This window comes from Enterococcus sp. C74 (assembly GCF_040887125.1).
GTDB lineage: Bacteria > Bacillota > Bacilli > Lactobacillales > Enterococcaceae > Enterococcus_B > Enterococcus_B hirae.
Genome location: NZ_JBFOFA010000004.1, coordinates 79,297 through 104,933, shown reverse-complemented (window position 1 = coordinate 104,933; position 25,637 = coordinate 79,297). Strand labels below are relative to the sequence as shown.

Below are 25,637 nucleotides of genomic sequence, written 5' to 3'. Positions count from 1 at the left end.
ATTCATTAAGATAGTTTGAAAAAATAGCTTTTCGTCAATAATGACTGAGAAGCTTTGTATTAAAAATCTGGGACAGAATGAACCGTATTCTGCCTCAGATTTTTTTATTATTGTTTAAAGCAAGGTTGTGAAAAGAGCGTAAATCAGAGGTTTTGCAAGCATCGGGAGCTTCGATGACAATGAGAAAAGATTTTTTGAAATAGCTTCTCCTATTTTAGAAAATCATCGCTTATTGCTGAGAAATTGATAAAAGACTTGTAAGGAATCTGTTAAAACAAACGCATCATACAGAACTCTTGATATAACAAACAGAACTCTTGATATAACAAACAGAACTCTTTGTTTGGTTAAACGGACAATTGAAGAAGTAACTTGGGATTCTATGGAAAACGACAAGTTCGAAAATCTCAACTATCTATTTGTAACGAAGAACGGGGTTCCTGTACAAAACAATTCTTTCAACCTAGCTTTGAAAAGAGCTGATGAACGTGTTGATTTAGCGCATAAAATTTATCATCTCATATTTTTCGCCATACGCACGTTTCGTGTTTGACAGAAAAAGGATAGCCGTTAAAAGCAATCATGGATAGAGTTGGACATGAAGAACCTAAAATCACAAATCAAATTTACACTCACGTTACAAAGAGAATGCGAGTTAACATTTTAGAGGACTTAGAAAAAGATGGCCTCTGATTATTATTGCCCCTTTTCTGCCCCTTTTTCATATTTTGACATAAGAAAAACGCCTGTAGCTCTAGAGCCACAGGCGTTTATTCAGCCGTATTATTTAACAGCGTCTTTTAATGCTTTACCTGGTTTGAATGCAGGTACTTTGCTAGCTGGGATTTCGATTTCTTCACCAGTTTGTGGATTACGTCCTTTACGTGCAGCACGTTCGCGAACTTCAAAGTTACCAAAACCGATTAATTGAACTTTTTCGCCGTTAGCTAAAGCATCTTGAATAGTTGAAAATACAGCATCGACTGCTGCAGTTGCATCTTTTTTAGTTAAGTCAGTAGCTGAAGCAACTTTTTCGATTAATTCTGCTTTGTTTGCCATGGATAGATTCACCTCCTCCACAAGAGATATGATGTAAAACATCAGTTTAGTTAAAAACATTCTGAGTGGTCCAGAAGTTTAAAAGAAATATTGATCTAGTTCAATATTCTGTTATCACGATATCATATAAACCGCTTAATAGCAAGGTTTTTACCATTTTTCACGTGCTTTTTTTAGTCATAAAAACGTAATAAACAAAACCACCTATTTTTTTTGAAAAAAATCTGCCGATGTGGTAAAATGCCTATTTTCGTCTTCTTGGAATGATTCGGATCGAAGTTCCTTCGAAAGTAAATGCTTTACGAATTTGATTTTCTAAGAAACGTTCATAAGAAAAATGCATCAACTCTTCTTCATTAACAAAAACGACGAAGGTTGGTGGTTTTACAGCCACTTGCGTAGCATAGAAAATCTTCAACCGCTTCCCTTTATCTGTTGGAGTCGGGTTGATCGCTACTGCATCCATGATGATATCATTCAAGACAGCAGACGGCACACGCAAGTTTTGATTCATGCTTACTTCTTCGATCATTTCAGGTAAACGTTCTAAACGTTGTTTTGTGACTGCTGATACGAAGACGATTGGCGCGTAATCTAAATAACGAAATTCTTCACGAATTTCTTGCTCAAAATCACGCATCGTATTGGTTTCTTTTTTGACAAGATCCCATTTGTTTACCACGATGATCACACCACGTCCTGCTTCATGTGCGTATCCAGCTACCCGTTTGTCTTGCTCACGGATTCCTTCTTCAGCATTCAAAACCATCAAAACGATGTCGGAACGGTCAATGGCACGCATCGCACGCATCACACTGTATTTTTCGGTATTTTCATATACTTTTCCACGCTTACGCATTCCTGCAGTATCGATCATTAAAAATTTCTGACCGTTATCAGATACAAAGTGAGTATCGATAGCATCTCTAGTTGTTCCTTCTATATCCGAAACGATCACTCGTTCTTCTCCTAGAATCGCATTAATCAAGGAAGATTTCCCAACATTTGGGCGGCCGATCAAACTAAATTTGATCGTATCATCCTCTTCTTCTTCCCCATCATTTGAAAAGTGTTTAATTGCTTCATCTAATACGTCACCGATCCCTAAACCGTGACTCCCTGACACTGGATATGGATCACCCAATCCTAATGAATAAAATTCGTAAATATCATTTCGCATTTCGGGATTATCCACTTTGTTAACTGCTAAAATCACAGGTTTATTACTACGGTATAAAATTTTTGCTACTACTTCATCTGCATCGGTGACCCCTTCACGTCCGCTGACAACACAGATGATGACATCTGCTTCTTCAATCGCGATTTCTGCTTGATGCTTGATTTGATCCATGAATGGTTCGTCACCTAAATCAATCCCACCTGTATCGATCACACTGAATTCTCGACCTAACCATTCGCCTTTAGCATAAATACGATCGCGAGTTACTCCTGGAGTATCTTCGACAATCGAGATACGCTCGCCAGCGATGCGGTTAAAAATCGTAGACTTACCGACGTTCGGGCGGCCAACGATTGCAATTGTTGGATTTGCCATATTTTTTCCTCCTCACAAGTTTCCAATCTTACTTAGTGTAACGAAAGCTTTGCGAACTTTCAAGCATTGTTCGCTAAAATTACGCAAGTATTTATTCATTGGACAACTTTTTTTCATAAAACATCAAAGTGAATATTGAACCCTAGGAAACCATTTTTTATTCTTGTTTCTTTGGTTAAAGAACTACATTGTTCAAATAACCCTAAAAACCATATTCAGAACCGCTAGATGAGCGTTAGCCTAAATATTCACACACTACTGAACTTAAAATCGATCAGTGACATTTGATTATAGCATAATTTGTTTCTCTCGTTTTCATTTTCTACTCTTTTTATTGTTTCATGATATGTGAAAGCTCTTTTCTTCACTCTCATTCTTTCAACGATCTTCATATTCTCAAACTCTCAGTTTATCTAGCGCAATATCCTAATTCCTTATTCTAGCCTGTATTTTCTTATGGTCACTTCATTAGTCCCACTGTGCCTACAATATAGCCTGATGCCCAAAAATGTTGATTTTCAAACTCAAATTAATATTTTCATGTTTACCAGAAATTATTAACGTCCTTTTTCTTTTAAATAGCCTGTAAAACTGGACATGCATATTTCATTAATCTACAACCGGAAAGTTTATGCCATATCTAGCTATGAGAAATAAGCCGAAGAATCCAAAAATAGTTCCTCCTATTTTTGGTATTCTTCAGCAATTTTTTGTTAAAGCAACTTCTTGAACCATGTGGATAAGGTCGTGACAGAAGCGATCAGCTCCAAATTTTTTTGAACGAATGTGATAAACATCAAGAAAAGAATTTGACGTTAAATGCTCCCTCCAGGAAGTAATGAGATTGGCAAAATGTAATCCTTGCTTGTCTTTTCATTCTTTATTTTTTTCAGAAGAACATCAACAATCAGACTTGCGATTTCATCAATTGGTTGTCTGATTGTGGTCAATTGTGGGAAAAATTTCTCAACAAAAGATGTTCCATCATAGCCAATAATTTTTAGATCTTCTGGGATATTAAGTTTAAGCTGATGAGCAATTTTCATAGTAAGAATGGCTGTTAGATCATCAGAAACAAAAATACCATCTGGTTTGTGACTTAGGATCGTCGACTTGATTTCCATTTCTCGACGAATCGTAGAGAGATTATTAGGAATTTTGAAAACTTTGCCATTTGGATTTTGAAAAGAAAAACCAAGCGCACGTAACCCTGTTGGAGAATCCGTATTGTCATTTCCTGTAATCATAATACTATTTTGACAACCATTTTTTTGTAACGTTTTAGCAGCCAGTTTTCCACCTTCAAAGTTGTCTGAAGAAACAATGGAAACATTGGGAGCTAAGTTTCTATCAAAAGCGACAATAGGTGCTCCCACACGCTCATAATCAGCAATTCCAAGATTATGACTAGATGAGATAATCCCATCAACTTGATTCGCTTCAAGCATTTCAATATATTCCCGCTCTTTAGCAGGATCGTTCTGACTATTGCAAATAATTGTTTTATAGCCATGTTTGAATAATTCGATTTCCAGATACTCAATCAGTTCAGAGTAAAAGATATTACTGATATTAGGAAAAATAAGCCCAATAAGTTGGGGTGACTTTCCTTGAAGTCCACGTGCTAGATTATTAGGTTTGTAACCAAGAGTTTTCATAGCTTCATGAACTTTTTGTTTTGTTTTTTCCGATAGATATCCCTTATTGTTAATGACACGTGAAACGGTAGTTGGGCTAACTCCAGCTAGTTCAGCGACATCAGATAATTTTGCTACCATATTAATATTTTAATTCAAAGTATTTTCCAGTCGGTTCACCTGATTTAAGTTGAATACCATTTTGGTGTTTCTCAGGGAATACGCGACTAGTAAATACTTTTTCTCCTTTATTAATAAAAATCTCAATGATTGAATTATCTACAAAAATGTTAGCAATTGTTTCTTTAGTATCAATTGAGCATTCACGAATCGTACCAAAGTCAGTGGCATATTGAATGCCTGCTTTACTGCGATCTAAAATAATTTTTCCTTCTTTGGTATCTACAATCAAACTAAGCCCATTTCCTTTACTATCAGAGAAAAGAAGTAACTCCGATTTCTGATTTGGAGGAAAAGTTAGTTCAAGCTCATAAGTATTATTTGTTTCTGCTTTTGCTGTAAATTGTTCAGAACTAGCACGTAATGATGTAATAGCTTCTACTGGATATTGGTAAAGTTTACCATCTTTTATTGAAAGTTCTTTTACAAGACTCATTGCTCCCTGATAATCATACTTATCAGTTGGATAATCGATATCAGGTAGTCCAATCCAACTGACAATCAGAGCACGACCATCAGGAGTATTGAATCCTTGAGTCGCATACGCTTCAAATCCATAATCAAGATTTTGAATTTCTGAAGCGCCCACAAGTTTTACTTTTTCTATGTCAAGCGATTGACAGATCTTAAAAGTATTCGGATAGATATTCCCATAATTTAGCTCAGATTTATCCAACCCTTGAGGACAATAAATGAGAACAGGTTTTTTGTCTACAAATACTAGATTTGGACACTCAATCATGTATTCTGAACCAGTGCCGCCAAAATCAAGGTTGCCAACTTCTTCCCATGTTTCCACGTTATTGTCATCCGCTTTGTAAAGTTTGATAAAGCCTGATTTTTCTAAATTTTGTGCTCCAACAATCGCATACAATTGTCCTTCATAATTAAACATTTGTGGATCACGAAAATGATCAGTTACATCAACAGGTGGATGAATAAGAACATTCTCACCTTTCGTAATGTTGTAGTCTTTATCCATCCATGCTCCGATTTGAAGTGTATCACGTTCCCAATTTTCATTTCGAACGTTTCCTGTATAGAGTAAGAATAGATTCCCCTCTATTTCATATGCAGAACCGGAATAAGCGCCGTGGCTATCTCGTTTTGTGTCTGGAAGAAGTTCTGCTCCTGTTACATGAAAATGAACTAAATCATCTGATTCAGTGTGTACCCATTCTTTCAACCCATGAGCAGCTCCAAATGGCCAATTTTGATAAAAAAGCGTATATTTTCCGTTAAAAAAAGAAAAACCATTAGGATCGTTTAACAATCCTGTTTTAGGTTCGATATGATAGCTAGCACGCCAAGGTGATCGTTTTACATTATCCTTAATTTTATCCATCTCATCTTTAGTCCAATCAGAATAAGCACGATATCGTATTTCTCGAGGTAAGTTCATATTTTACTCCTTCAATTTATCTTTTTACAACTAGTATGGTAAACGTTTTCCGTTGAAAAATCAATCATTTCATTTAAAAAAATAAATTATATGACAAACGTTTGACATATTTTTAAGATATGCTAAAATAAATTTGCATTTCAGTGAACCGTTTTCACGTAAAAATAAAAAAGGAGTGATTCGAATGAATTACAGTAAAGTAGCTTCCGACGTAATACAAGCGGTCGGAAAAGATAACCTTATTGCAGCTGCACACTGCGCTACACGTCTTCGTCTCGTACTAAAAGATGACACGAAAGTGAATCAAAAAGCTTTAGACGAAAATCCAGATGTGAAAGGCACATTTAAAATTGATGGACAATATCAAGTGATTATCGGTGCAGGTGATGTTAATTTCGTTTATGACGAACTTATCAAAAAAACTGGACTTTCAGAAATTTCAACAGATGATTTAAAACAAATTGCTAGTAAAGATAAAAAATTCAACCCCATTATGGCATTAATTAAATTATTATCAGATATTTTTGTTCCAATTATACCTGCCCTTGTTGCAGGTGGTTTATTAATGGCATTACAAAACTTTTTAACAGCTGCTGGACTTTTTGGACCAAAATCAATTGAAGAAATGTATCCTGCGATTGAAGGTATTTCCTCAATGATCCAACTGATGTCCGCTGCACCATTTATGTTTTTGCCTATTCTAGTTGGTATTTCCGCTGCTAAACGTTTTGGAGCCAACCAGTTCCTTGGTGCTGCAATTGGAATGATTATGACAACACCACAACTTGGTGGTTCTATGGAATATTGGAATATTTTTGGTTATCATGTCTCACAAACTAACTATGCTTATCAAGTCATTCCTGTGTTAGCAGCTGTTTGGCTATTATCAATACTGGAAAAGTTTTTTCACAAAAAACTTCCATCATCCGTTGACTTTACATTTACCCCCTTATTATCTGTAATCATTACCGGCTTTCTAACCTTCACAGTCATCGGCCCTGTCATGTTATTGCTTTCTAACGGGATTACAGATGCGATCGTTTGGCTATATAATGCAACCGGATTTATTGGAATGGGTATTTTTGGTGGAACTTACTCGTTAATCGTTATGACAGGTCTTCATCAATCATTTCCTGCAATTGAAACGCAGTTACTTTCAGCATGGACTAATGGTATTGGACATGGAGACTTTATATTTGTAGTTGCTTCTATGGCGAACGTTGCCCAAGGTGCTGCAACATTTGCTATCTGGTTCTTGACTAAAAATGCTAAAACAAAAAGTCTTGCTTCCTCTGCAGGGGTATCAGCTCTTCTTGGAATTACTGAACCAGCTCTGTTTGGTGTCAATTTAAAATATCGTTTCCCATTTTTCTGTGCTTTAATTGGTTCCGGAGTTGCCGCTGCAGTAGCAGGTCTACTGAAAGTAGTTGCTGTATCACTTGGTTCAGCAGGTTTTCTTGGATTTCTTTCAATTAATGCAACCTCTATCCCATTTTATTTACTATGTGAATTAATTAGCTTTGCGATTGCTTTTGCAATTACTTACTTTTATGGAAAAACAAAAGCTTCAGGCATCTTTGCAGCAGAAGCTCTTACGGATCAAACAGTGACGAATCATTCAGAAAACACCCAACAATCCACAGTTACTTCTGGAGAACCTACTAAAACAAATCATTCTTCAGAAACAATCGTTAGTCCCCTTGCAGGTGAAGTGATTGGACTTGATTCAGTAAATGATCCAGTATTTTCTTCAGAGACTATGGGAAAAGGTATTGCGATTAAACCAACTGGGGACACTGTTTATTCTCCAGTAGATGGTACTATTCAAGTTACATTTGAGACTGGACATGCTTACGGTCTTAAATCGAATGATGGCGCTGAAATACTGATTCATATTGGTATTGACACCGTATCGATGGGCGGTAAAGGATTTATACAAAAAGTTACTGCTAATCAAAAAGTAAAAAAAGGAGATATCCTTGGAACGTTTGATCGTACGCTAATTAAAGAAGCAGGACTTGATGATACAACAATGGTTATTGTGACAAATACCGCAGCTTATTCAAAAGTGACACCACTTATTAAAGGAACAGTTACCGCTACTACTGATTTACTTGAAGTTGAATAATGGAATAGTCAATAGTACTGATTATTCTTTCTAACCAAAACATCAATAAACGGATAATTTAAAGGGCAATGCGCGATCTGATGTATGTATTAACTGGAATAATAGCGATTTTCCAAAAGAAAATAACAAATAAACGAGTTAAATTCTTTAAAAATCTGAACAATAAATTGGTTAAATGCATAACTGCCCATGAAATCATCTTTAACTATAAGGAGAAATGTTTTATGCTATACGGTGCAATTGAAGCAGGAGGAACAAAATTTGTCTGTGCAGTTGGTAATGCACAATTAGAGGTTATTGAGAGAGTGAGTTTTGAAACTTTGAATCCAGGAGAAACAATGCCACAAGTTGTTTCTTTTTTCAAAAAATATGAAACAGAATTGTCCAGCATTGCTGTTGGTTCTTTCGGACCTATTGATATCCATCCTGAATCGAAAACATATGGATATATAACCTCAACACCTAAAATACCGTGGAGAAATTTTGATTTTATTGGTTATCTAAAAAGAAATTTTGAGAAAATTCCTTTTTATTGGACAACTGATGTCAATGCTGCAGCTTATGGAGAATATATAGCTGGACATGGTCAAGACCATTCATTAGTTGTTTATTATACAGTTGGCACAGGTATAGGTGGTGGTGCACTGCAAAATGGAAGATTTATCGAGGGATTCAGTCATCCGGAAATGGGACATATGATTGTACGTAATCACCCTGACGATCACTTTAAGGGTAACTGCCCTTATCATCAAAATTGTTTAGAAGGTATGGCAGCAGGACCTGCTATCGAAAAGAGAATAGGAATTAAAGGTCAAGATTTAAAGGAAAATCATCCTTTTTGGGACATGGAAGCTTTTTACATTGCCCAATGCATTCATAATACTACAATGATGTTTTCACCGGATATTATCATTCTAGGTGGCGGTGTAATGAAACAAGTACACTTACAAGAGAAAATTCATCGTGAATTTTCAAAACTTAATCAGAATTATGTTGCTCATCCGAAAATAGAAGAATATATTGTTTTTCCAAAATTAGGAGATCAAGCTGGAATTATCGGTTGCTTAGGGCTAGCCCAAAAAATAGCTTCTAATTAAATAATGATAGAGTTTTGATAGTAGTTTGACAGAAATCTCCAGCTCTGATAAATAGTTTAAGCAAATCATCTATCTAATATCTCCAATTGTGAATACAATATGGCATTTGCACAGCCATTGGGTATGGTCTAAACGATGTACTTTATTAGGTATTCCTTAGCCCTTCTCACAGCACTTGGTTTTATCTTTCACTCGATTTGTGAGTTTAACTAGTTCTAGTGATAATAACAGAAAAAGATCAATCAATGTTGTAAACATTGATTGATCTTTTTGTCTCATTTCAGTCTTTTTAAAATGAACACTCAAAAATTTTATTTTTCTGAATCATCAGTAGTCGTTTCTTCGACTTCTTCTTTCAAAGCATCACCTAAAAGATCACCCATTGTGAAACCAGTATTTTCTTCTGGTAATTCATAGGTTTCAACATCTTTTGGTTCTTCTTCCGATGCTGGTTTTTCTTCTAAAGCCTTGATGCTAAGGGCAATACGATGCTCTTCAGGATGTACTTCTAAAACTTTTACTTGCACTTCATCCCCTTCATGAAGTACTTCATGAGGTGTAGCGATGTGCTTGTGAGAGATTTGAGAAATATGAACCAGACCTTCTACCCCTGGGAATACTTCTACAAATGCACCAAAGCTTGTCAAACGTTTCACTTTTCCATCTAAAACTGAACCAACAGTGGCTTTTTCTTCAATATCAGTCCAAGGCCCAGGCAACGTGTCTTTAATTGAAAGAGAAACACGTTCTTGTTCAGGATTAATCGAAAGAACTTTTACTTTTACTTCATCCCCAACTGCTAAAGCATCACTAGGCTTCGCCACATGGCTATGTGAGATCTCAGAAACATGGACCAATCCATCAATTCCACCTAAATCAACGAAAGCACCAAAATCAGTAATACGAGCTACTCGTCCGTCGATAACGTCTCCCTCGTGAATATTGGCTAGAATTTCTTTTTTCTTTTCTTCTTTTTCCGTTTCCACAACTGCTTTGTGTGAAAGAATTAAACGGTTTTCTGAAGGTTCGATCTCAACGATCTTGAACGCCAATGTTTGACCTTTGTATTCTGAAAAATCAGCAACAAAATGATCTTCCACCATTGAAGCTGGTACAAAACCACGAACACCTACATCAACGACTAAGCCGCCTTTTACGACATTCGTCACAGGTGCTTCGATGATATTACCTGCTTGGAAATCTTTTTCGATATCTTCCCAAACTTTTTTGGCATCCAAACGGCGTTTTGAAAGCAAATAGCTACCGTTTTCTTTATCTTTTCCGATAGTACTGATAACTACAAGTTCTAGAGTATCTCCTACTTTTACTACCTCGTTGATATCTTCAACAGGTGAAGTAGACAATTCTTTAGCAGGAACGACGCCTTCAACTCCGGCACCTTCGATCCCTACCACAACTTGTTTATCTTCGATTACTAAAACTTCGCCGGATACAACGTCTCCAACGTTTACTTCTTGGACGCTATTCATTGCATCTTCCATTGATTGACTGTTTTCTGTTTGATTTTGTTCAAATTCTGTCATAACATTTGTCCTCCTAACCAACATTCTGCCGTAACAACGGTACTAATTTTAGTTTAATTGATTATTAAAAAAAAATAAAGCGATTTCGTTTGGTTTACCCTAAAAATCCTGAGTTTTTCCCTTTTTACAAAAGATATCCTTTTTCTGTGACCACTTTTTTGATGGATTGGACAACTTCCGTAATCGATTTTCCAGTAGTGTCGATTCGAATGGCATCATCCGCTTGTCTTAAAGGGGATACTTTTCTTGTAGAATCATAATGATCTCTCTCTTGGATTTCCTTCGTAAGAGTTTCCAACTCTGTTGGTATCCCTTTTTCAATATTTTCTTTATAGCGTCTTTGTGCCCGTTCTGTTACACTTGCTACTAAAAATATTTTCACTTCTGCCTGAGGTAAAACAGAAGTACCAATATCTCGTCCGTCCATTACAACCCCACCATGTTCACCAATTTTACGTTGGATCGAAACCAGTGCTTCACGTACTTTTTGATGAGCAGAAACTTCAGAAACTGCCTTAGTCACATCTGGCTGACGAATTTCTGTAGTTACATCTTGGTCTGCCACCAAAACGTGTTGACCGTCTGTCTCTTGGATAAAAGAGATTGGATAGGCTTGGATCAGCTTTACGAGTTGCTCTTCATCTCCAAAAGGTACTTGATGTTTTATCGCTAGATACGTAATGGCACGATACATGGCGCCTGTATCGGTATAAATATAGTTGTATTCTTTTGCCAAAATTTTTGCAACAGTACTTTTACCTGACGAAGCAGGTCCATCTATTGCAATACTGATTTGTGTCATGCTATAACTCCCTTTTCAAAAAAAAAGCCGCAGATCGCGGCTAAGATTATTTAACTTTTAATTGTTGTCCAGGATAAATCATATAATTATTTGGATCTAAACCATTTAATGCAAATAATTGATCAATAGTGATCCCGGCACGTTCAGCTACTTGTTTAGGTCCGTCACCTGGTTGAACAGTCACTGTTGATCCATCTGCAGCAGCCGAAGAGGATGGTGTTGTCGCTTCTTCTACCGTGCTAGTTGGTTGTGTTTCTTGTTGGTAAGTAGACGTTGTCGAAGGCGTTGTTTCCTCTGGTACAGTAGTACTTTGTGGTGTACTTGCTACTACTGATTCTGTCTGAGTAGTGCTTTCAGGCTCCGTACTTGATTCTTTTGTTGATGATACTTCTGATGACGTCGTACTTTCTACTACAGAAGATGTTGTTGTAGTTGATGACGCACTTGAAGCATTGGAAGAACCATTTCTAATCCAGAAGTAAGCTCCCGCTGGAATTGCAATACACAATACTAATAATACTAAGAAGAGAGACAAAAATAGCGTGTTGCCTTTCTTTTGTTGTCGTTGAGAACTTCTTGAAGAAACTTCGTCTTCAGTGTCATAAATCGGTTGTTCCCATGGCTCTTGTGTTTCATTATTTTCTGATGAATGATGTCTATCTTTTCTGCTCACCTTATTAACCTCCTAATTTCTATCGTGAATATTATACCATAGCCAGAACGCGATTGTCTTATAAATTTTCTATCCAATGTTTTTTTAAAATAAATTTAGTAAAATATCTTGCCACTGTTTTAGCTCTACAGATGGGCTGACTTCTCTATTTTCCTGACTCGTAAGGACTGCTCCATCAATATCACAACATTTTTCTGGTTTTTTTATCAGTTTCTCCCCAAAGTATTCAAGAATCAGCGCTCTTCGACAAGTCTTTGCATTGACATAATGAAGCATTTGTTGTAGTCGATATTCCTTTTCTTTTTCTTGACGTTTTAGCCGATTTAACCACTCTTGCGGATTGCTCGTTTGTGCAATTATTTCTAACCATTTTTGTTGAATCTCATCGAATTGTTCTTGTTCATTGCTATGATATTGCAGATAAATTTCAAAACTTTGTCGTTGTTCTCTAGAAAGTTGATTAAAAAAATAATGAATGCGTTCGTCATTTTCTTTGTATAAAAGAATCGCTTCACTCGCCTGTTGGTCTCTTCCCGCACGCCCGATTTCTTGAACATAATTTTCTAAACTATCTGGTAAATCGTAATGGACAACATAACGGATATCTGGCTTATCGATGCCCATACCAAAAGCATTCGTCGCAATCAAAAATTGAAGTTTATTTTGACTAAATTGTTGTTGCAACTGTCGCCTTTGTGATGCCTCTAATCCACCATGATAATAGCCGATAGTAAAACGTGAGCGAAATAGCTGATACAAACGCTCTACCTCTTTCTTTGTCGCACAATAAATAATCATCGAGCCTTTTGCTTGTTTCATCAGGTCCTCTAGATCAGCTTCTTTTTGGGAAGTCTTTTTGACATATAAAGCAATATTTTGTCGATTAACCGAATGGATAATTCGAACTGGCACTTCTTGAAACAAGACAGTTTCAATATCATGTTGCACGGCTGTAGTAGCGGTTGCTGTCAAGGCAAGCGTTACTGGAGAGCCTAATTTCTGAGCAATTTCTCCTAGTTGTTGGTATTCCGGACGGAAATCTACCCCCCACTGAGAAACGCAATGCGCCTCATCGATCACATATAACCCAATTTTTTGTTTTTGTAATTGTTCTATCACATCTTTTTGCGTCAACATTTCTGGACTTAAAAATAAAAATTTATAATTGGACAAATGATTTAACACATAATATCGTTCTGTTCTAGATAGTAAACTATTGAAAGCAACAACTCGCTTTTCTCCTTGTTTCTGTAGTTGCATCACCTGATCCTCCATCAATGAAAGCAAAGGTGAAACAATGATAACCATTCCTTCACGCAGATAACCGGTCAGTTGGTAGCATAGACTTTTTCCATTTCCTGTCGGTAACACTGCGAGGACATCTTGATCATTCAATAAAGACTGGATGATTTCTTCTTGTCCTGAACGAAACGAAGTAAAACCAAAACGTTTTTGTAGTTCATCCTTCAGCGACATGCTTCAGTTCCCCTTTCAATACACCAATTTGATAAAAACGAAACTCTCCATAGTCTAGTGGTGCGACTTCATTTAATTCTCGATAATTCCATTCTTTGATGTTCGATAGTTGACTTAGTCGCTTAAATGTCTGCTTGGTGATCATTTTTTGATAAGGAAAATCAGTTAAATAAAGTTGCCATTCGATCAAATGATCGGTTACTGTTCCTCTTTTTAAATGACGTATCTTCATTACTTCATCAATTGAGCATCCAGATAAAATCAGTTTTCTCGTCGTTAACATACTTTGATTGAAGTTTTGCATAAGTAGTGGTGAAACCAATTGAAAAAGCAACGAATCTTTTTTTTCTTCGATTGTTTTTAGCAGCAGGTGTACTTGCTTTGCTTCATACAATTCACGTTGCACTTCATTGGTTATTTCTGTTAATTGATAAGTTAATAGACCAGGTGACTGGATACCTGAAAATTGATTGGCCAGAAAGTTAGCCGATTCAGATGTCATCGTTGAAAAGATTTCACTCAGTTCTTGGCTTAATTTTTTTGCTAAGGTTTGTCGATCTAGTTGTGTGTCAGCTAACCATTTTTTTACTTGGATAGTATAATAGGGACTAGTTTCAATCGGTAAGTATTCCTTTTTATTATTTACCAGATGAGAGACAACTTGAACAGCAAACTTGATCAACCGCCAACAATTCTCAGCGGTTCTTCCATAACGATCATAATGGAGCCCTTCTAGATCAATTATTTCTTCTGCTAAAGCTTTTTCACCTAAATGAGTGATCATCACGCCATCTTCTAGCTGAATAAGGAACTTTTGGTCAACTAATTGGTCAATGATACGTGTAAATTCTTCTTGATTCATTTTAGGAAAACTACCATGTATAAATAATAAATGGTTTAAAAAACTATAAATCAATACCGAACTCGTTCGTTTTCCTGTGATAACTTGGTATAAGGAGCTGATCCTTAACTTGTTTCTTGTTGAAAATAAAGCTAAAATAAATGAAGTCATATTACTCCCCTTAAGAATAGGATGGTCAAAATGTCATTACTATGTAAATTAGTACCTGAGCGCTGTATCGCTTGTGGTCTTTGTCAAATCGAAGCTCCAGATATCTTTGATTATGATGAAGAAGGAATCGTTTTATTTGCGCAAGAACCAGAAGCTCATCAGCAATTTGTTTCTCAAACTGACGAGGAAGCCGTCAGAAAAGCTTATCAAAAATGTCCAGTAAGAGCTATTTTATTAGAGAAATCATGAAAACTAGTTAACCAAATGAATATAGATCAATGTAAGTGTTTCTAACAATGATGATTTGAAAAGTAGGCAGTTGACCTGGAAATGGTGTCTAAACAAATTTCTTTCTATGTTCAAGTGAAAGTTTGAGTTGATTTATCTCTAGTCTATTTATATAAAGATTGTGACTTATGTAGCTCTTCGGCAAAGTTTCTGATAAATGGACTTCTGAACTGCCTTAGATAAAGTCATGAAAGAAGCGGGAAGCTACGATAACAATAAGCTTGAATTTTTTTTAACAGTTTCTCATGTTATAAAAAATCCAAGCTTTTTTCAAAGAGCTGATACACACTTTTTACTCATTTTTAAAGTGAGCTGTAAGATTTAGGTCTGGAACTCTATTCTCCTAACCAATTGATTAACGTATTAATAATCGCTGTTTGTTGATCTTCATTTGTAATCTTAGCTTTGCCGTCTCCCTTTTGTTCCCCATAGCTGCCAAATCCGCCATGATTTCCTCCATTAATCGAAACATATTCTGTTTGCTCAGGTAAATATTCTTTAGCTGATTCATAGGCTTTTTGATTCAAGACTTTATCATTAGAAGCAGTCAGGCTTAATACAGGTAACGTCGTTTTCGCCAATGTACCTTTTTCATCAGGATAGCTTGCTAAGAAAAAGATTCCTTTTAAGTGTTTGTCAGAAGAATGCTGATTAGCATAACGACTCGCCATGACGCCCCCCAATGAGTGTCCACCAATCACATAATTTCGATTTGAAAAGTCTTCTTTGATCTTATCTGCCTTATTCCCACTAAGTATGGCTAAGTCAAGAGGCATCTTAGCGATTGCTACGGAGTACCCACTTTTTGCTGATTGTTCAGCCCAGACACTATAACTAGCTGGTTCAACCAAAGCACCTGGATAAAAAATAACCAGTGGTTTTTGACTTTTTTCTTTCGTCTCAAAAAATAAATAATCTTTTTTATCTTTTCCATTTTGGGCTATTTGACTTGCTTGACTAGATGGTTCATAGGTATTTTGTTGTAAATAGTAGTACCCAGCGCCTCCTGCTAGCCCCAAAAAAATAATTATACCAATTAATACTCGCTTAAATATCTTCACATCTCTCACCTATTCTCCTTTTATCGTACCTATTGATCGATTATAAATTCACACTAAATAAAATACGAATAAATTGCAACTCTTTTTTCTTGAAAAAGAATAAATTTGTTTAGCCAGTGGCACTAAATGCGATCTTTCTTAGACCTAACTCTTCCCCTCAACAAGACCCACTATAACAAAAAAAAGGCTGATGAATGTACATTGACCTTCATCAGCCTTTAACAGTAAGAGAGCAGTTTCGTTCTCTATTGAACTAAAGTGTATTTAGTTGAGCATTTCAAATGATTATTTTCCACACAAACGGTAAACAGCTTCTGCATAGATTTCCATTGCTTTGTACATGCTGCTTAGTTCCCAACGTTCATTTGCCTGATGCATAAAATCAGGGGTATCTGGGAACATTGCACCAAATGCTACACATTGGTTCATCGTCCGTGCAAAAGTTGCACCGCCAGATACAAATGGTTCAGTCATATCACCAGTAATATCACGGTAAGTTCCTAAAAGATTTTTGATCAATTCACTGTCTAATGGAACATAAAGGGAATCTAAAAAGTCAAATTCTTCATAAGTCAAGTCATACTTTTTAGCAGTTTCTGTTAGTTTTTCTACGAGTTCATCTTTTTTGAAAGTTACTGGGATACGCATGTCGACCCCGATTTTAGTTTGTTCAGGAGTGATTTCCAGACTAGCAAAGTTCATTGTCAATTCGCCAGATTGTTCATCCACCGTTTTCCCTACCACGTTTTCACCAGTAGCATTTTCTTGAACTAATTGACCTAAGAAGTTGATTGGAGCAAAATCAAATACTTCAGAAAGAGCAATCGCTAAACGAGAGATTGCATTGACACCTTCTGCTGCATCTTTGGCATGGATACTTTTTCCAAGAACGACAATTGATTCTCCTTGATCTTCAAAGTCAAATCCATGTTTTTTCAATGCTTCTTTGACTTCAGCTAATTTTTCACCAGCATAAGGAGCTGCATCTGGAACGACATTCAGTGCGCCACCAGCTTTAACTGAAAATTCAGATGTTCCCGGTCCAGTTAGGTAAGCTTGTAGTAATCCTTTTTCAGCATAAATCAATGGAAACTCTGCATCTGGTGCGAATCCTTGCGTAATACCTTCTTCTTTTTCGTTGTATTTATCTAAACAACGCCACAAGTTTTCTTCATCGGTTCCAAAAATAAATCGGATACGTGTATTAAATTCAACGCCTGCATCCATCAAAGCTTTGACAGCATACATTGCAGCGATGGAAGGTCCCTTGTCATCTTGTGATCCTCGTCCAATCAACCAACCATCTTTGACAGTTGGTTCAAATGGTTTAGAATCCCAATTGTTTTCATCGCCAGCTGGAACGACATCCATATGACACAAGATACCAAATAGCTCATCGCCAGATCCGACTTCCGCATAACCATAATATCCTTCTGGATCTTTAAATGTCTTGAATCCTAGATTTTCACTGATTTCTAACACTTTATCCAATGCTTCGATCACTTTTGTCCCAAAAGGATGCCCTTCACCAGTATCTGATTCGTCCAGAACTGAAGGGATTCGAATCAATTCATTTAAAGATTCCAATGCTTGTTCATGATGTTGTTTTGTTACAAATTGTTTCATGTTACTAGCCTCCTAATATAATAAAAAGGTTATGTCAAAACAACAGACACAACCTCTTTTTTCAAACAATAAATAGTTGAGCTTGGATCTTGTCCATTCACATCAAGTAGAAAACCATGTACACTCTAAGTCAACGGTTTTGTCTACTTTGTTATAACATTGCCGCTACACCTAAGATAACACAAATGGCTACAAATAGGATAGCAATCAATTTTCCTGTGAATTTCCACCAAACGGAAATATCAAAACGAGCGATCGCAACAGCCCCCATAACGATTGCTGATGTTGGTGTGATCAAGTTGACCAAACCAGATGCTGATTGATAAGCAGTGATAACTAAATCTTTACCAACGCCTGCAAATTCACCCATTGGTCCCATGATTCCCATAGTAGCTGCTGCTAGTCCAGAAGTTGATGGGATCAAGAATGACATAGGGATATAGAAGATAAACGTTAAGATCAAGAAGACACTAGATGACAATGAACTTAATCCTTGTTCACCCCAATGTAAGATCGTATCAGTGATTAAACCATTATTCATCACAACTTGGATACCACGTGCAACAGCTACCACGATCGCAACACCGATCAAATCTGAAGCTCCTGCTAAGAATTCAGAAATAAAGACTGATTCTTTCATTCCGTAAGTGATTGCCACTACAATAGCCATCACTAAGAACAACATGGTAATTTCTGGGAAATACCATTCTCCTAAAGGAAGCATGTTTTTACCTAAAACAGTTCCGACTACAGGTAACCCTGTTAACCAGTTAGTTAATGATTCAAAAATCGTAAAGTTTTTATTCAATGTTGTCCAAGGAATCAAACTAATGATCATAATACCAAAGGTAATGAAAAATAGGATATTCACATGTTTTTGTCTTTTAGTAATTGATTCTTGACGACCAATTGAATCGATATCAAAATGTTTGATGTCTTCTTCACGTTGTTTATATACAAGTGATTTCGTTGGGTCTTTTTCCACTTTAGATGCGTAACGGTAGACATAAGCAATTGAGATAGCCAATAGTACCACGAACATCAAGAAACGTAACCCGATTCCTTCACCCATTGAGATACCAACTGCTTGAGAAGCGACCCCAGTAGCAAATGGATTAACGGTTGAAGCTAAACAACCAACTTGTGACCCTACTAAAACGATAGCTACTGCAACAACTGTATCAAACCCAACAGCCATCATAACAGGAATCAATAAAGCATAGAACGGAATAGTTTCTTCCGCCATACCATAAGTTGAACCACCTAATGCAAATAAGATCATCAACACAGGGATCAACATTTTTTCTTTTCCTTTAAAGCGTTTTACAACGGAAGCAATCCCTGCATCCAAAGCACCAGTTTTATTGATAATACCTAAGAAACCACCCACAACTAAAATAAAGAATGAAATTGGAATAGCAGCCGGTGTTTCTTTCGTTAATTCCCCAGCAGGTACACCTAGCATCCCATTAATCGGTGCCATAAAGATATCCCATAGCCCCTGAGGATTTTGCTCTACTCGTTCATATGATCCAGCAATGATGTTGCCTGCATCATTGACACTATAATGTCCAGCTGGTATGAACCAAGTTAGTACAGCGATAATCGCAATAATAATAAATAAGACCGTATACGCTGAAGGCATTTGAAATTGTTTCTTCTTTGTTTGTTCCATGTTCTTCTCCCTTTCTTGTAACATTAGAATCTTATAAGAGTGATTCCATCAGTTATTTTATCAAAAAGAATACGATAACCAAAACAATAACCTATTGATTTGACAAATTTTATTCAAAAATCCTGCTTTCACTCCTTTCTCTATAAAATTTAAGGTAAAGCTTTTTCAATACAATTGTAGCGTTTTCCACTTCCATTATAACAAAACTATTTATCATTCAAAAAGTGATTAATTTCACATTTTGAATCATAAAATACATTTTTATGCATAAACAAAAGAAATACTCAAACACCGTTTATAAAACGCTTACACAACGTGGGTTAATGAATTTTTTTTCATTAAAATTTCCGATATTTTTTTATTTCCTTGAATTCTTTTTAGAAAAAACAATGTTTATTTTCTCATCCCCTTTTTTTCTAATCGTTGGACTACTTTTTCAGAAATACTAGTACTGACAAAAACGGCTCCTTAACTTTTTATATTGTAAAAGTTAAGGAGCCTTGACTGATTTTTTTAATGATAAAATAATTAAGAAAGTGGCATCAATTCATGCTTCCCTCTAAAAATGGATAAACGAGCATGAGCTGCTGTACTATTTATTTGTTGTTCGTCACTGTATGTCTTTGTGCCAACTGGTGTTGTTTCCGACTTAACCATGGCAATAATTTTGCGTGTAAAACCAAAAAGGCAGCACTGACGATAAATCCTTTAATGATATTAAATGGGACGATTCCGATCAGGACATAATTAGCTAACGGCATCCCTAACATTTGATTAGCATTTAAACCTAAAAACATAAGGTACAATGGGGTAATCACAAAATAGTTTGCGACACTCATGAAGATCGTCATTGCGATCGTACCAGAAATCACACCTAAAAACTTATTTTTCCCTACTTGAGTCTTCTTACGGAAGAAGTAGAAAATAGGTAAGGTAAAGATAGCTGTTGCTAAAAAGCTGGCTGTATCTCCTACCAAATTATCTGGTGAAAAGCCAGTAGTGATCAAGTGTAAGATCGATCGTAAGAAAGCTGTAACCAATCCAGCAACTGGACCAAATAAAAACATACTGATCAGTACTGGGATATCACTAAAATCGATCTTTAAAAAACTAAAGGCTGGCATGATCGGAAATGCGATATATTGCAAAACCAATCCGATCGCAGCAAATAATGCCACAGCGACCATTTTTTGTACACGGGTGTTCTTCATTTGAAATCCTCCTGTTAGGACTCCTCTTCAGCGAACTTTTCGACGAACTTTTTGCAAATAAAAAAACTCTCCAATAACAGGGAGAGTTAGAGTTATTTGGCAAAAAACTACGTCAAATAAGCTCTATCTTCTTTATCCAGACTATACTGTCGGTATCGGAATTTCACCGATTCAGCTACTTAGGTAAAGTAGGTCGTGGACTATAACCACCGGTCGGGAATTTCACCCTGCCCCTGAAGACGAACCATTTATAATTTTGTTTACCTTTACATTATACATCGCTTGAGAAAAAATGCAATCATTTATTCTTATAATAAGTAAGTAATCATTTTGATTGATTCAATAAACTGCTGACTTCTTTTTTGTTCAACTCACGATAGTCGCCAGGGCGTAAGCCTTGAAGCGTCAAATCGCCGTATTTTTCTCGTTTTAATTTTTGAACAGGTAAGCCAACTGCTTGAAGCATATTTTTTACCTGATGATTTCTACCTTCATGGATAGTCAATTCAACGATACTATGATTTGTCTTAGGATCCACAGATAATATTTGGTAACGTGCTGGTGAAGTTCGTTTCCCTTCGATTTTTATCCCTTTCGTCAAGGGAGATAACATTGTTTTAGTAGCAATCCCTTTGACTTTCGCCACATATACTTTGTCTACTTCATGTTTCGGGTGGGTCAAACGTTGCGCAAAATCACCGTCATTAGTCAAGAGCAGTATACCCGAAGTATCATAATCTAATCGTCCTACTGGATAAATTCGTTCTTTCACCATTGGGAGCAAATCAGTTACGACTTTTCGTCCCTTGTCATCAGCAACAGCGGAAATCACGCCTTTTGGTTTATATAGTAAATAGTACCCGTATTCTTCTTGATAAATCGGCACTTCATCTACTTCGATCAAATCACGTTTGCTAACTTTTACTCCGAGTTCTTTTACTACTTTGCCGTTGACTTTTACTCGTCCAGCCAAAATATATTCTTCCGCTTTACGTCTGGAAGTGATCCCTGCATGCGCAATTACTTTTTGTAGTCTTTCCATTATATCTGTTCTCCTTCATCCATTTCATCAAAGAATAAGTCGAGTGAAGACTCTTCGTTTAATGAATGCTCCATTGCTTGTATATCTGGTAAGTCTTTTAATGAGTTGAGACCAAAATAATCTAAAAAATAAGGAGTCGTCCCATACAAAATAGGTCGTCCAGGTCCTTCCACGCGTCCTTTTTCTTCAATCAACTGATGAGCAGCTAGCCGTTGAATGGCACCTGAGACTTGAACCCCACGAATTTGTTCGATTTCTACTCTGGTAATCGGTTGTTTATATGCAATGATCGCCAACGTTTCGACAGCTGCTTGTGAGAGAGTATTAGACGTCCCTTGGGCATAGCGTTTCAACAATGGCGCTAACTCTTTTTTGGTTGTTAAAACGACATGTGCCTCTGTTTCCAAAATATGCAAAGCACTAGCTGGATCATTTTCATATCTTGTTTTTAATTCCGTTAATAAAGCCACTGTCTCTTCTTTCGTAATAGTTAACAGATAGCTGATTTCTTCTAACCCGATTCCTTCCTCGCCAACAATAAATAAAATGGCTTCAAGTTCACTTAATTTTGTCATCTTTGGTATCTCCTACTGCTAGATAAAGCATAATTGTTTCATAATTTCCTTCTTGTTGCGCAACGATCTGACCATTTTTCATCATTTCTAATAAAGCCATAAATGTAGTGACTACTTCTGTTTTCGAAGGCGTTTCAAAAAAAGACTCAAAAGAGCATCCCTTATGATGTTGCTTAAGACGCTCTTCAATAAAGATGATACGTTCTTCAATTGTTGTATCATCAGGAGTAATCGTTTTTTCAACTTTCTCTGAGAATTTCTTTCGCTCTAAGATTTTTTCCATCGCATGAAACAAATCAATCTTTTTGACTTGTCCACGTTTCAATGGTTTCTCTTGTCCAATGAGATCGTCTACTGCAACTGGTTCTTTCGTATAATATAAGCTTCTCTCTTGGGCTTTTTCGGTTAACTGCTCTGCAGCATACTTATACTTTCGATATTCCAATAATTGATTGACTAATTCGTCACGCGGGTCCTCTTCCCAATACTCATCTTCAATGATTGCTTCTTGAACAGGTAACAAAGTTTTGCTTTTGATCGCCATCAACGTGGCAGCCATCACTAGATATTCTCCAGCAACAGCAAGTTCAAGAGTTTTCATCGTATGAATATAACTCATGTATTGCTCAGTGATCGTTGCAATCGGGATATCATAAATATCGATCTCCATTTGCTGGATCAAATGAAGGAGTAAATCTAAGGGTCCTTCAAATATATCTAATTTGATATTGATTTCTGTCACCATATTCACTCTTTCTTCTTGTTTCGATCGACCCATTTTGCGAGATATGGACGGGTAATCTCTGTTGGTCGTATGGAAAAGTCTGGGTATTTTTCTTGAAGTTCATCAAGCATTTGAAAGCCCATCTGATCTCCCCGATAAGATGGATTCAATGAAACATCGTGAATAATCAATTCCTGATTTTCACCCCAATAAACACCAATAATCCCTTGAATATTCGTTGAACCTTCTGGTGTGAAGAAAAAAAGTTCATATCCTTCTTCTGTTTCATAGGTATTGATTTCTTTGAGTAAATTCGATTTATCCGTTAGTTTCTTATGAAAACTTAACAGTCCCATAGCAATTTTACGATTTTCTTTTCGGTAATGTGTTAACATTTTTTCACCTTCCTATGACTAAGCCCTTGGAAAATGCTGCTTATAAACATCCGTCATTCTTTTCTTTGTGATATGTGTATAAATTTGTGTTGTTGAGATATCAGCATGTCCTAATAATTCCTGTACCGTTCGAAGATCTGCACCATTTTCCAGCAAATGTGTCGCAAAACTATGCCTTAAAGTATGAGGGGTCACCTCTTTATTGATTCCTGCTTCACGCACTAATTGTTTAAGGTTTTTCCAGATACCTTGCCGTGATAACCCTGTACCATGATGATTGACAAATACATGCGTTTCAGAAGGATTCGCTACAAGGAGGGGGCGTGCTTCGTCTAGATACCGCTCCAACCATTGGATCGCATAATCACCTAGTGGTATGATCCGTTCTTTGTCCCCTTTACCAAGTGTTTGGACCAAGCCGAGCGACAAGTGAAGATCACTTAGCTTTAAACCAACGAGTTCACTGACACGCATACCTGTTGCATACATGACTTCTAGAATTGCTCGATCTCTGATCCCTAGATTTTTGGTTGTATCAGGTGTTTCGATCAATCGTTCAACCTCAGTCAAGGATAAGGTACTAGGTAACTTTTGAACCTTTTTAGGCGTATCAATGTGTTGCATCGGGTCATGATCAGTCAATCGTTCTTGACGTAAGAATTGATGAAATCTTCTCAAGCTAGTAATCATTCTGGTCACGGTTGCCGGAGCTTTCTTTTCATCATGCATCTTTTCCAGATAATTGATCACGACGTAGCGATCGACATCTTGCCAGGAAGTGATTTGCTCATCTTCTAAATAATGAAGATACTGTAACAAATCTCGTTCATAACTTTTTCTCGTATTTAATGACAAGCCACGTTCAATCGTCAAATAGTGGAGATAATCATTAATTTCTTCATTCATAATAATCCACCTCGTGCTCTTCTATCATATCAGATACCCTTCATTTTCGATAGTCTATTTTACAGCTAGGCAAAGAAAAAGCCGTCTAGCAATCAGACGGTTTTGCTTTCTTTTTCTTTAGTGTAACATTTTTGACAAATACCATGAAATGTTAAGCGATGATCTTTTACCAAAAAGTGATACCGTTGCTCCACAATTTCTTCCACTTCACACAATAAATCTTCTTCGACCTCTTCAATCGTGCCACATCGTAAACACAATAAATGATGATGGAAATGTTTTGCTCCTTCTTTTCTCAAGTCATAGCGAGCAACACCATCATTGAAGCTGACTTTATCAATGACTTTCAAATCGGTCAAAATCTCTAACGTCCGATAGACAGTAGCTAACCCAATTTCTGGACTCTTTTTTTTCACTAGAAAAAAGACTTCTTCTGCCGATAAATGTTCTTTCTCATTTTCTAAAAGTACTTGTAAAGTTGCTTCTCTTTGTGGGGTTAATTTGAACCCCGACTCGTGCAATTGTTGTTTCGTTTTTTTCATTACTGACATCGCATTCATAACCATGTATTCAACCCCGACAATTTATAATAATTATAATCAAACAAAAAGAATCTCTTTCTAAATTAAAATAATTATAAGCTAGTTAAGAAAAACATGCAAGGTATTCTCAATTAGATTTTCTAATTCGTTTCGTTACGCCTGCTTCTTGTTTGACTAGTCCTTGTTTTAATAGATTGCCGATTGCTCGTTTAAAAGCTCCCTTGCTTATACCAAAAGTTTTCATGATATCTTCCGGATCAGATTTGTCAGTAAAATGGATTTGCTCATCTGCTGATCGTTCGATGATTGTTAAAATCATTTGTGCATCATCAGAGATTGCTTCATATGCTCTTGGTTTTAATGAAAGATTCAATACTCCATCAGGTCTCACACCAATTACTCGTCCTTTGACTTGTTCACCTAAGCGCGGCTCATTATAGCGTTCTGATGGGTGGATAAATCCAATATAATAATCATCTGTTAAGACGTACGTTCCGGTCAGTTTCAAGCGGTAAGCAACACCTGTAATGTCTTTATTTTTGATTTCTTCTGTTCCACGTTTACTCAATGATTTAAAAATCTTTTCATCGGCTAAACTACCCCAAATTCGGTCTTTGCTATCGACTCTTAAAGCAACCATTAAACGATCGCCTTTTTTAGGCCAAAGTTCTGTCATTGTTGGTAGTTCATCTAATGAGACCACAAAATCTTTGTCGGGTAATCCAATATCGACGAATACTCCTAAATCTTTTCGTGAAGCGGTCACTGTACCAAAAGCATAGTGACCAATTCGACTTTTAGGAATCAATGTAGTAAAACGATTTTCATGTTTTTGATTTTGATAACCAAACCCTTCGACTGCTTCACCGATACGATAGGTCCCTTCGGTTTTACTTAATCCAAAAGTTTGTCCATTTTTCTGGACAAAGTAATTTTTTTCATTTTCATCAATTACCATTCCGGTAAATATTGTTGCCAATAATTCATTCATCTTATTTCTCCTTATTTATAAAAGATTCAGCCATCT

Annotated in this window: 23 protein-coding genes and 1 riboswitch; of the genes, 3 read left to right on the top strand and 20 right to left on the bottom strand. The window is 36.5% G+C overall.

The genetic code is table 11. The features are described 5' to 3' along the window. Positions 1-783: 783 nt before the first annotated feature. The 4 genes from AB3H93_RS06850 to AB3H93_RS06835 form a co-directional block, all read right to left on the bottom strand. On the bottom strand, positions 784-1,059 hold the full coding sequence (locus AB3H93_RS06850; RefSeq protein WP_002290178.1) for an HU family DNA-binding protein: 276 nt from the start codon (positions 1,057-1,059) through the stop codon (positions 784-786). A 244-nt stretch (positions 1,060-1,303) separates the two neighbouring features. Beyond that, on the bottom strand, positions 1,304-2,614 hold the full coding sequence (gene der / locus AB3H93_RS06845) for a ribosome biogenesis GTPase Der (protein ID WP_010719563.1): 1,311 nt from the start codon (positions 2,612-2,614) through the stop codon (positions 1,304-1,306). A gap of 815 nt (positions 2,615-3,429) precedes the next feature. Next, a complete protein-coding gene (locus AB3H93_RS06840; protein ID WP_010719564.1) occupies positions 3,430-4,392 on the bottom strand; it encodes a LacI family DNA-binding transcriptional regulator in 963 nt (320 codons plus the stop codon). A 1-nt stretch (position 4,393) separates the two neighbouring features. Beyond that, complete coding sequence (locus AB3H93_RS06835; RefSeq protein WP_368020350.1) at positions 4,394-5,833, bottom strand: sucrose-6-phosphate hydrolase; 1,440 nt, start codon at positions 5,831-5,833, stop codon at positions 4,394-4,396. A 184-nt stretch (positions 5,834-6,017) separates the two neighbouring features. On the opposite strand from AB3H93_RS06835, the gene AB3H93_RS06830 reads away from it, so the two are divergent. Then, positions 6,018-7,961: a sucrose-specific PTS transporter subunit IIBC gene (locus AB3H93_RS06830; protein WP_368020349.1), complete on the top strand. Its 1,944-nt coding sequence runs from the start codon at positions 6,018-6,020 to the stop codon at positions 7,959-7,961. 224 nt (positions 7,962-8,185) lie between these two features. Next, positions 8,186-9,058, top strand: a complete 873-nt coding sequence (locus AB3H93_RS06825) for an ROK family protein (protein ID WP_368020396.1) — start codon at positions 8,186-8,188, stop codon at positions 9,056-9,058. A 311-nt stretch (positions 9,059-9,369) separates the two neighbouring features. On the opposite strand, the gene rpsA is transcribed toward AB3H93_RS06825, so the two are convergent. From rpsA to AB3H93_RS06800, 5 genes are all read right to left on the bottom strand, one after another. Continuing rightward, a complete protein-coding gene (gene rpsA, locus AB3H93_RS06820) occupies positions 9,370-10,602 on the bottom strand; it encodes a 30S ribosomal protein S1 (RefSeq protein ID WP_010719568.1) in 1,233 nt (410 codons plus the stop codon). Positions 10,603-10,726: 124 nt separating this feature from the next. Continuing rightward, positions 10,727-11,404 (bottom strand): (d)CMP kinase, encoded by a 678-nt coding sequence (gene cmk, locus AB3H93_RS06815; protein WP_010719569.1) that lies wholly within the window; start codon positions 11,402-11,404, stop codon positions 10,727-10,729. 46 nt (positions 11,405-11,450) lie between these two features. Then, complete coding sequence (locus AB3H93_RS06810; RefSeq protein ID WP_010719570.1) at positions 11,451-12,077, bottom strand: SAG1386/EF1546 family surface-associated protein; 627 nt, start codon at positions 12,075-12,077, stop codon at positions 11,451-11,453. A gap of 84 nt (positions 12,078-12,161) precedes the next feature. Next, positions 12,162-13,553, bottom strand: a complete 1,392-nt coding sequence (locus AB3H93_RS06805) for an ATP-dependent DNA helicase RecQ (protein ID WP_034700267.1) — start codon at positions 13,551-13,553, stop codon at positions 12,162-12,164. Next, positions 13,537-14,565, bottom strand: a complete 1,029-nt coding sequence (locus AB3H93_RS06800; RefSeq protein ID WP_368020348.1) for a helix-turn-helix domain-containing protein — start codon at positions 14,563-14,565, stop codon at positions 13,537-13,539. Before AB3H93_RS06800 ends, AB3H93_RS06805 begins: the two co-directional genes overlap by 17 nt. A 30-nt stretch (positions 14,566-14,595) precedes the next feature. Here AB3H93_RS06800 and AB3H93_RS06795 point away from each other — a divergent pair, with 30 nt between their 5' ends. Next, a complete protein-coding gene (locus tag AB3H93_RS06795; RefSeq protein WP_010719573.1) occupies positions 14,596-14,814 on the top strand; it encodes a ferredoxin in 219 nt (72 codons plus the stop codon). 374 nt (positions 14,815-15,188) lie between these two features. Here the strand turns inward: AB3H93_RS06795 and AB3H93_RS06790 are convergent, their stop codons facing one another. The 11 genes from AB3H93_RS06790 to AB3H93_RS06740 all read right to left on the bottom strand — a co-directional run bounded on the left by AB3H93_RS06790 (position 15,189) and on the right by AB3H93_RS06740 (position 25,601). Beyond that, the gene (locus AB3H93_RS06790) at positions 15,189-15,914 is read right to left on the bottom strand and encodes an alpha/beta hydrolase (protein WP_368020347.1); all 726 of its coding nucleotides are present in this window, start codon (positions 15,912-15,914) and stop codon (positions 15,189-15,191) included. Positions 15,915-16,199: 285 nt separating this feature from the next. Continuing rightward, positions 16,200-17,540: a M20 family metallopeptidase gene (locus AB3H93_RS06785; protein WP_034867515.1), complete on the bottom strand. Its 1,341-nt coding sequence runs from the start codon at positions 17,538-17,540 to the stop codon at positions 16,200-16,202. A 151-nt stretch (positions 17,541-17,691) separates the two neighbouring features. Continuing rightward, on the bottom strand, positions 17,692-19,215 hold the full coding sequence (locus AB3H93_RS06780) for a YfcC family protein (protein WP_010719576.1): 1,524 nt from the start codon (positions 19,213-19,215) through the stop codon (positions 17,692-17,694). Positions 19,216-19,811: 596 nt separating this feature from the next. Next, positions 19,812-20,426, bottom strand: a complete 615-nt coding sequence (locus AB3H93_RS06775) for an ECF transporter S component (protein WP_010737347.1) — start codon at positions 20,424-20,426, stop codon at positions 19,812-19,814. Between the two features lie 121 nt (positions 20,427-20,547). After that, positions 20,548-20,671: riboswitch (FMN riboswitch) on the bottom strand. 80 nt (positions 20,672-20,751) lie between these two features. After that, positions 20,752-21,468, bottom strand: a complete 717-nt coding sequence (locus AB3H93_RS06770) for a pseudouridine synthase (RefSeq protein ID WP_010719578.1) — start codon at positions 21,466-21,468, stop codon at positions 20,752-20,754. Then, positions 21,468-22,043 (bottom strand): SMC-Scp complex subunit ScpB, encoded by a 576-nt coding sequence (gene scpB, locus AB3H93_RS06765; protein WP_010719579.1) that lies wholly within the window; start codon positions 22,041-22,043, stop codon positions 21,468-21,470. The genes AB3H93_RS06770 and scpB overlap by 1 nt, the downstream gene beginning before the upstream one ends. After that, positions 22,027-22,794 carry a segregation/condensation protein A gene (locus tag AB3H93_RS06760; RefSeq protein WP_277749450.1) on the bottom strand — a complete coding sequence of 256 codons (768 nt, stop codon included), beginning with the start codon at positions 22,792-22,794 and terminating at the stop codon, positions 22,027-22,029. Before AB3H93_RS06760 ends, scpB begins: the two co-directional genes overlap by 17 nt. Further along, the gene (locus AB3H93_RS06755) at positions 22,791-23,162 is read right to left on the bottom strand and encodes a hypothetical protein (protein ID WP_010719581.1); all 372 of its coding nucleotides are present in this window, start codon (positions 23,160-23,162) and stop codon (positions 22,791-22,793) included. The genes AB3H93_RS06760 and AB3H93_RS06755 overlap by 4 nt, the downstream gene beginning before the upstream one ends. An 18-nt stretch (positions 23,163-23,180) precedes the next feature. Further along, complete coding sequence (gene xerD, locus AB3H93_RS06750; protein ID WP_010719582.1) at positions 23,181-24,068, bottom strand: site-specific tyrosine recombinase XerD; 888 nt, start codon at positions 24,066-24,068, stop codon at positions 23,181-23,183. A 92-nt stretch (positions 24,069-24,160) separates the two neighbouring features. Continuing rightward, positions 24,161-24,634 carry a Fur family transcriptional regulator gene (locus AB3H93_RS06745; RefSeq protein WP_010719583.1) on the bottom strand — a complete coding sequence of 158 codons (474 nt, stop codon included), beginning with the start codon at positions 24,632-24,634 and terminating at the stop codon, positions 24,161-24,163. 103 nt (positions 24,635-24,737) lie between these two features. Then, a complete protein-coding gene (locus AB3H93_RS06740) occupies positions 24,738-25,601 on the bottom strand; it encodes a S1 RNA-binding domain-containing protein (RefSeq protein WP_010719584.1) in 864 nt (287 codons plus the stop codon). Between the last annotated feature and the right edge of the window lie 36 nt (positions 25,602-25,637).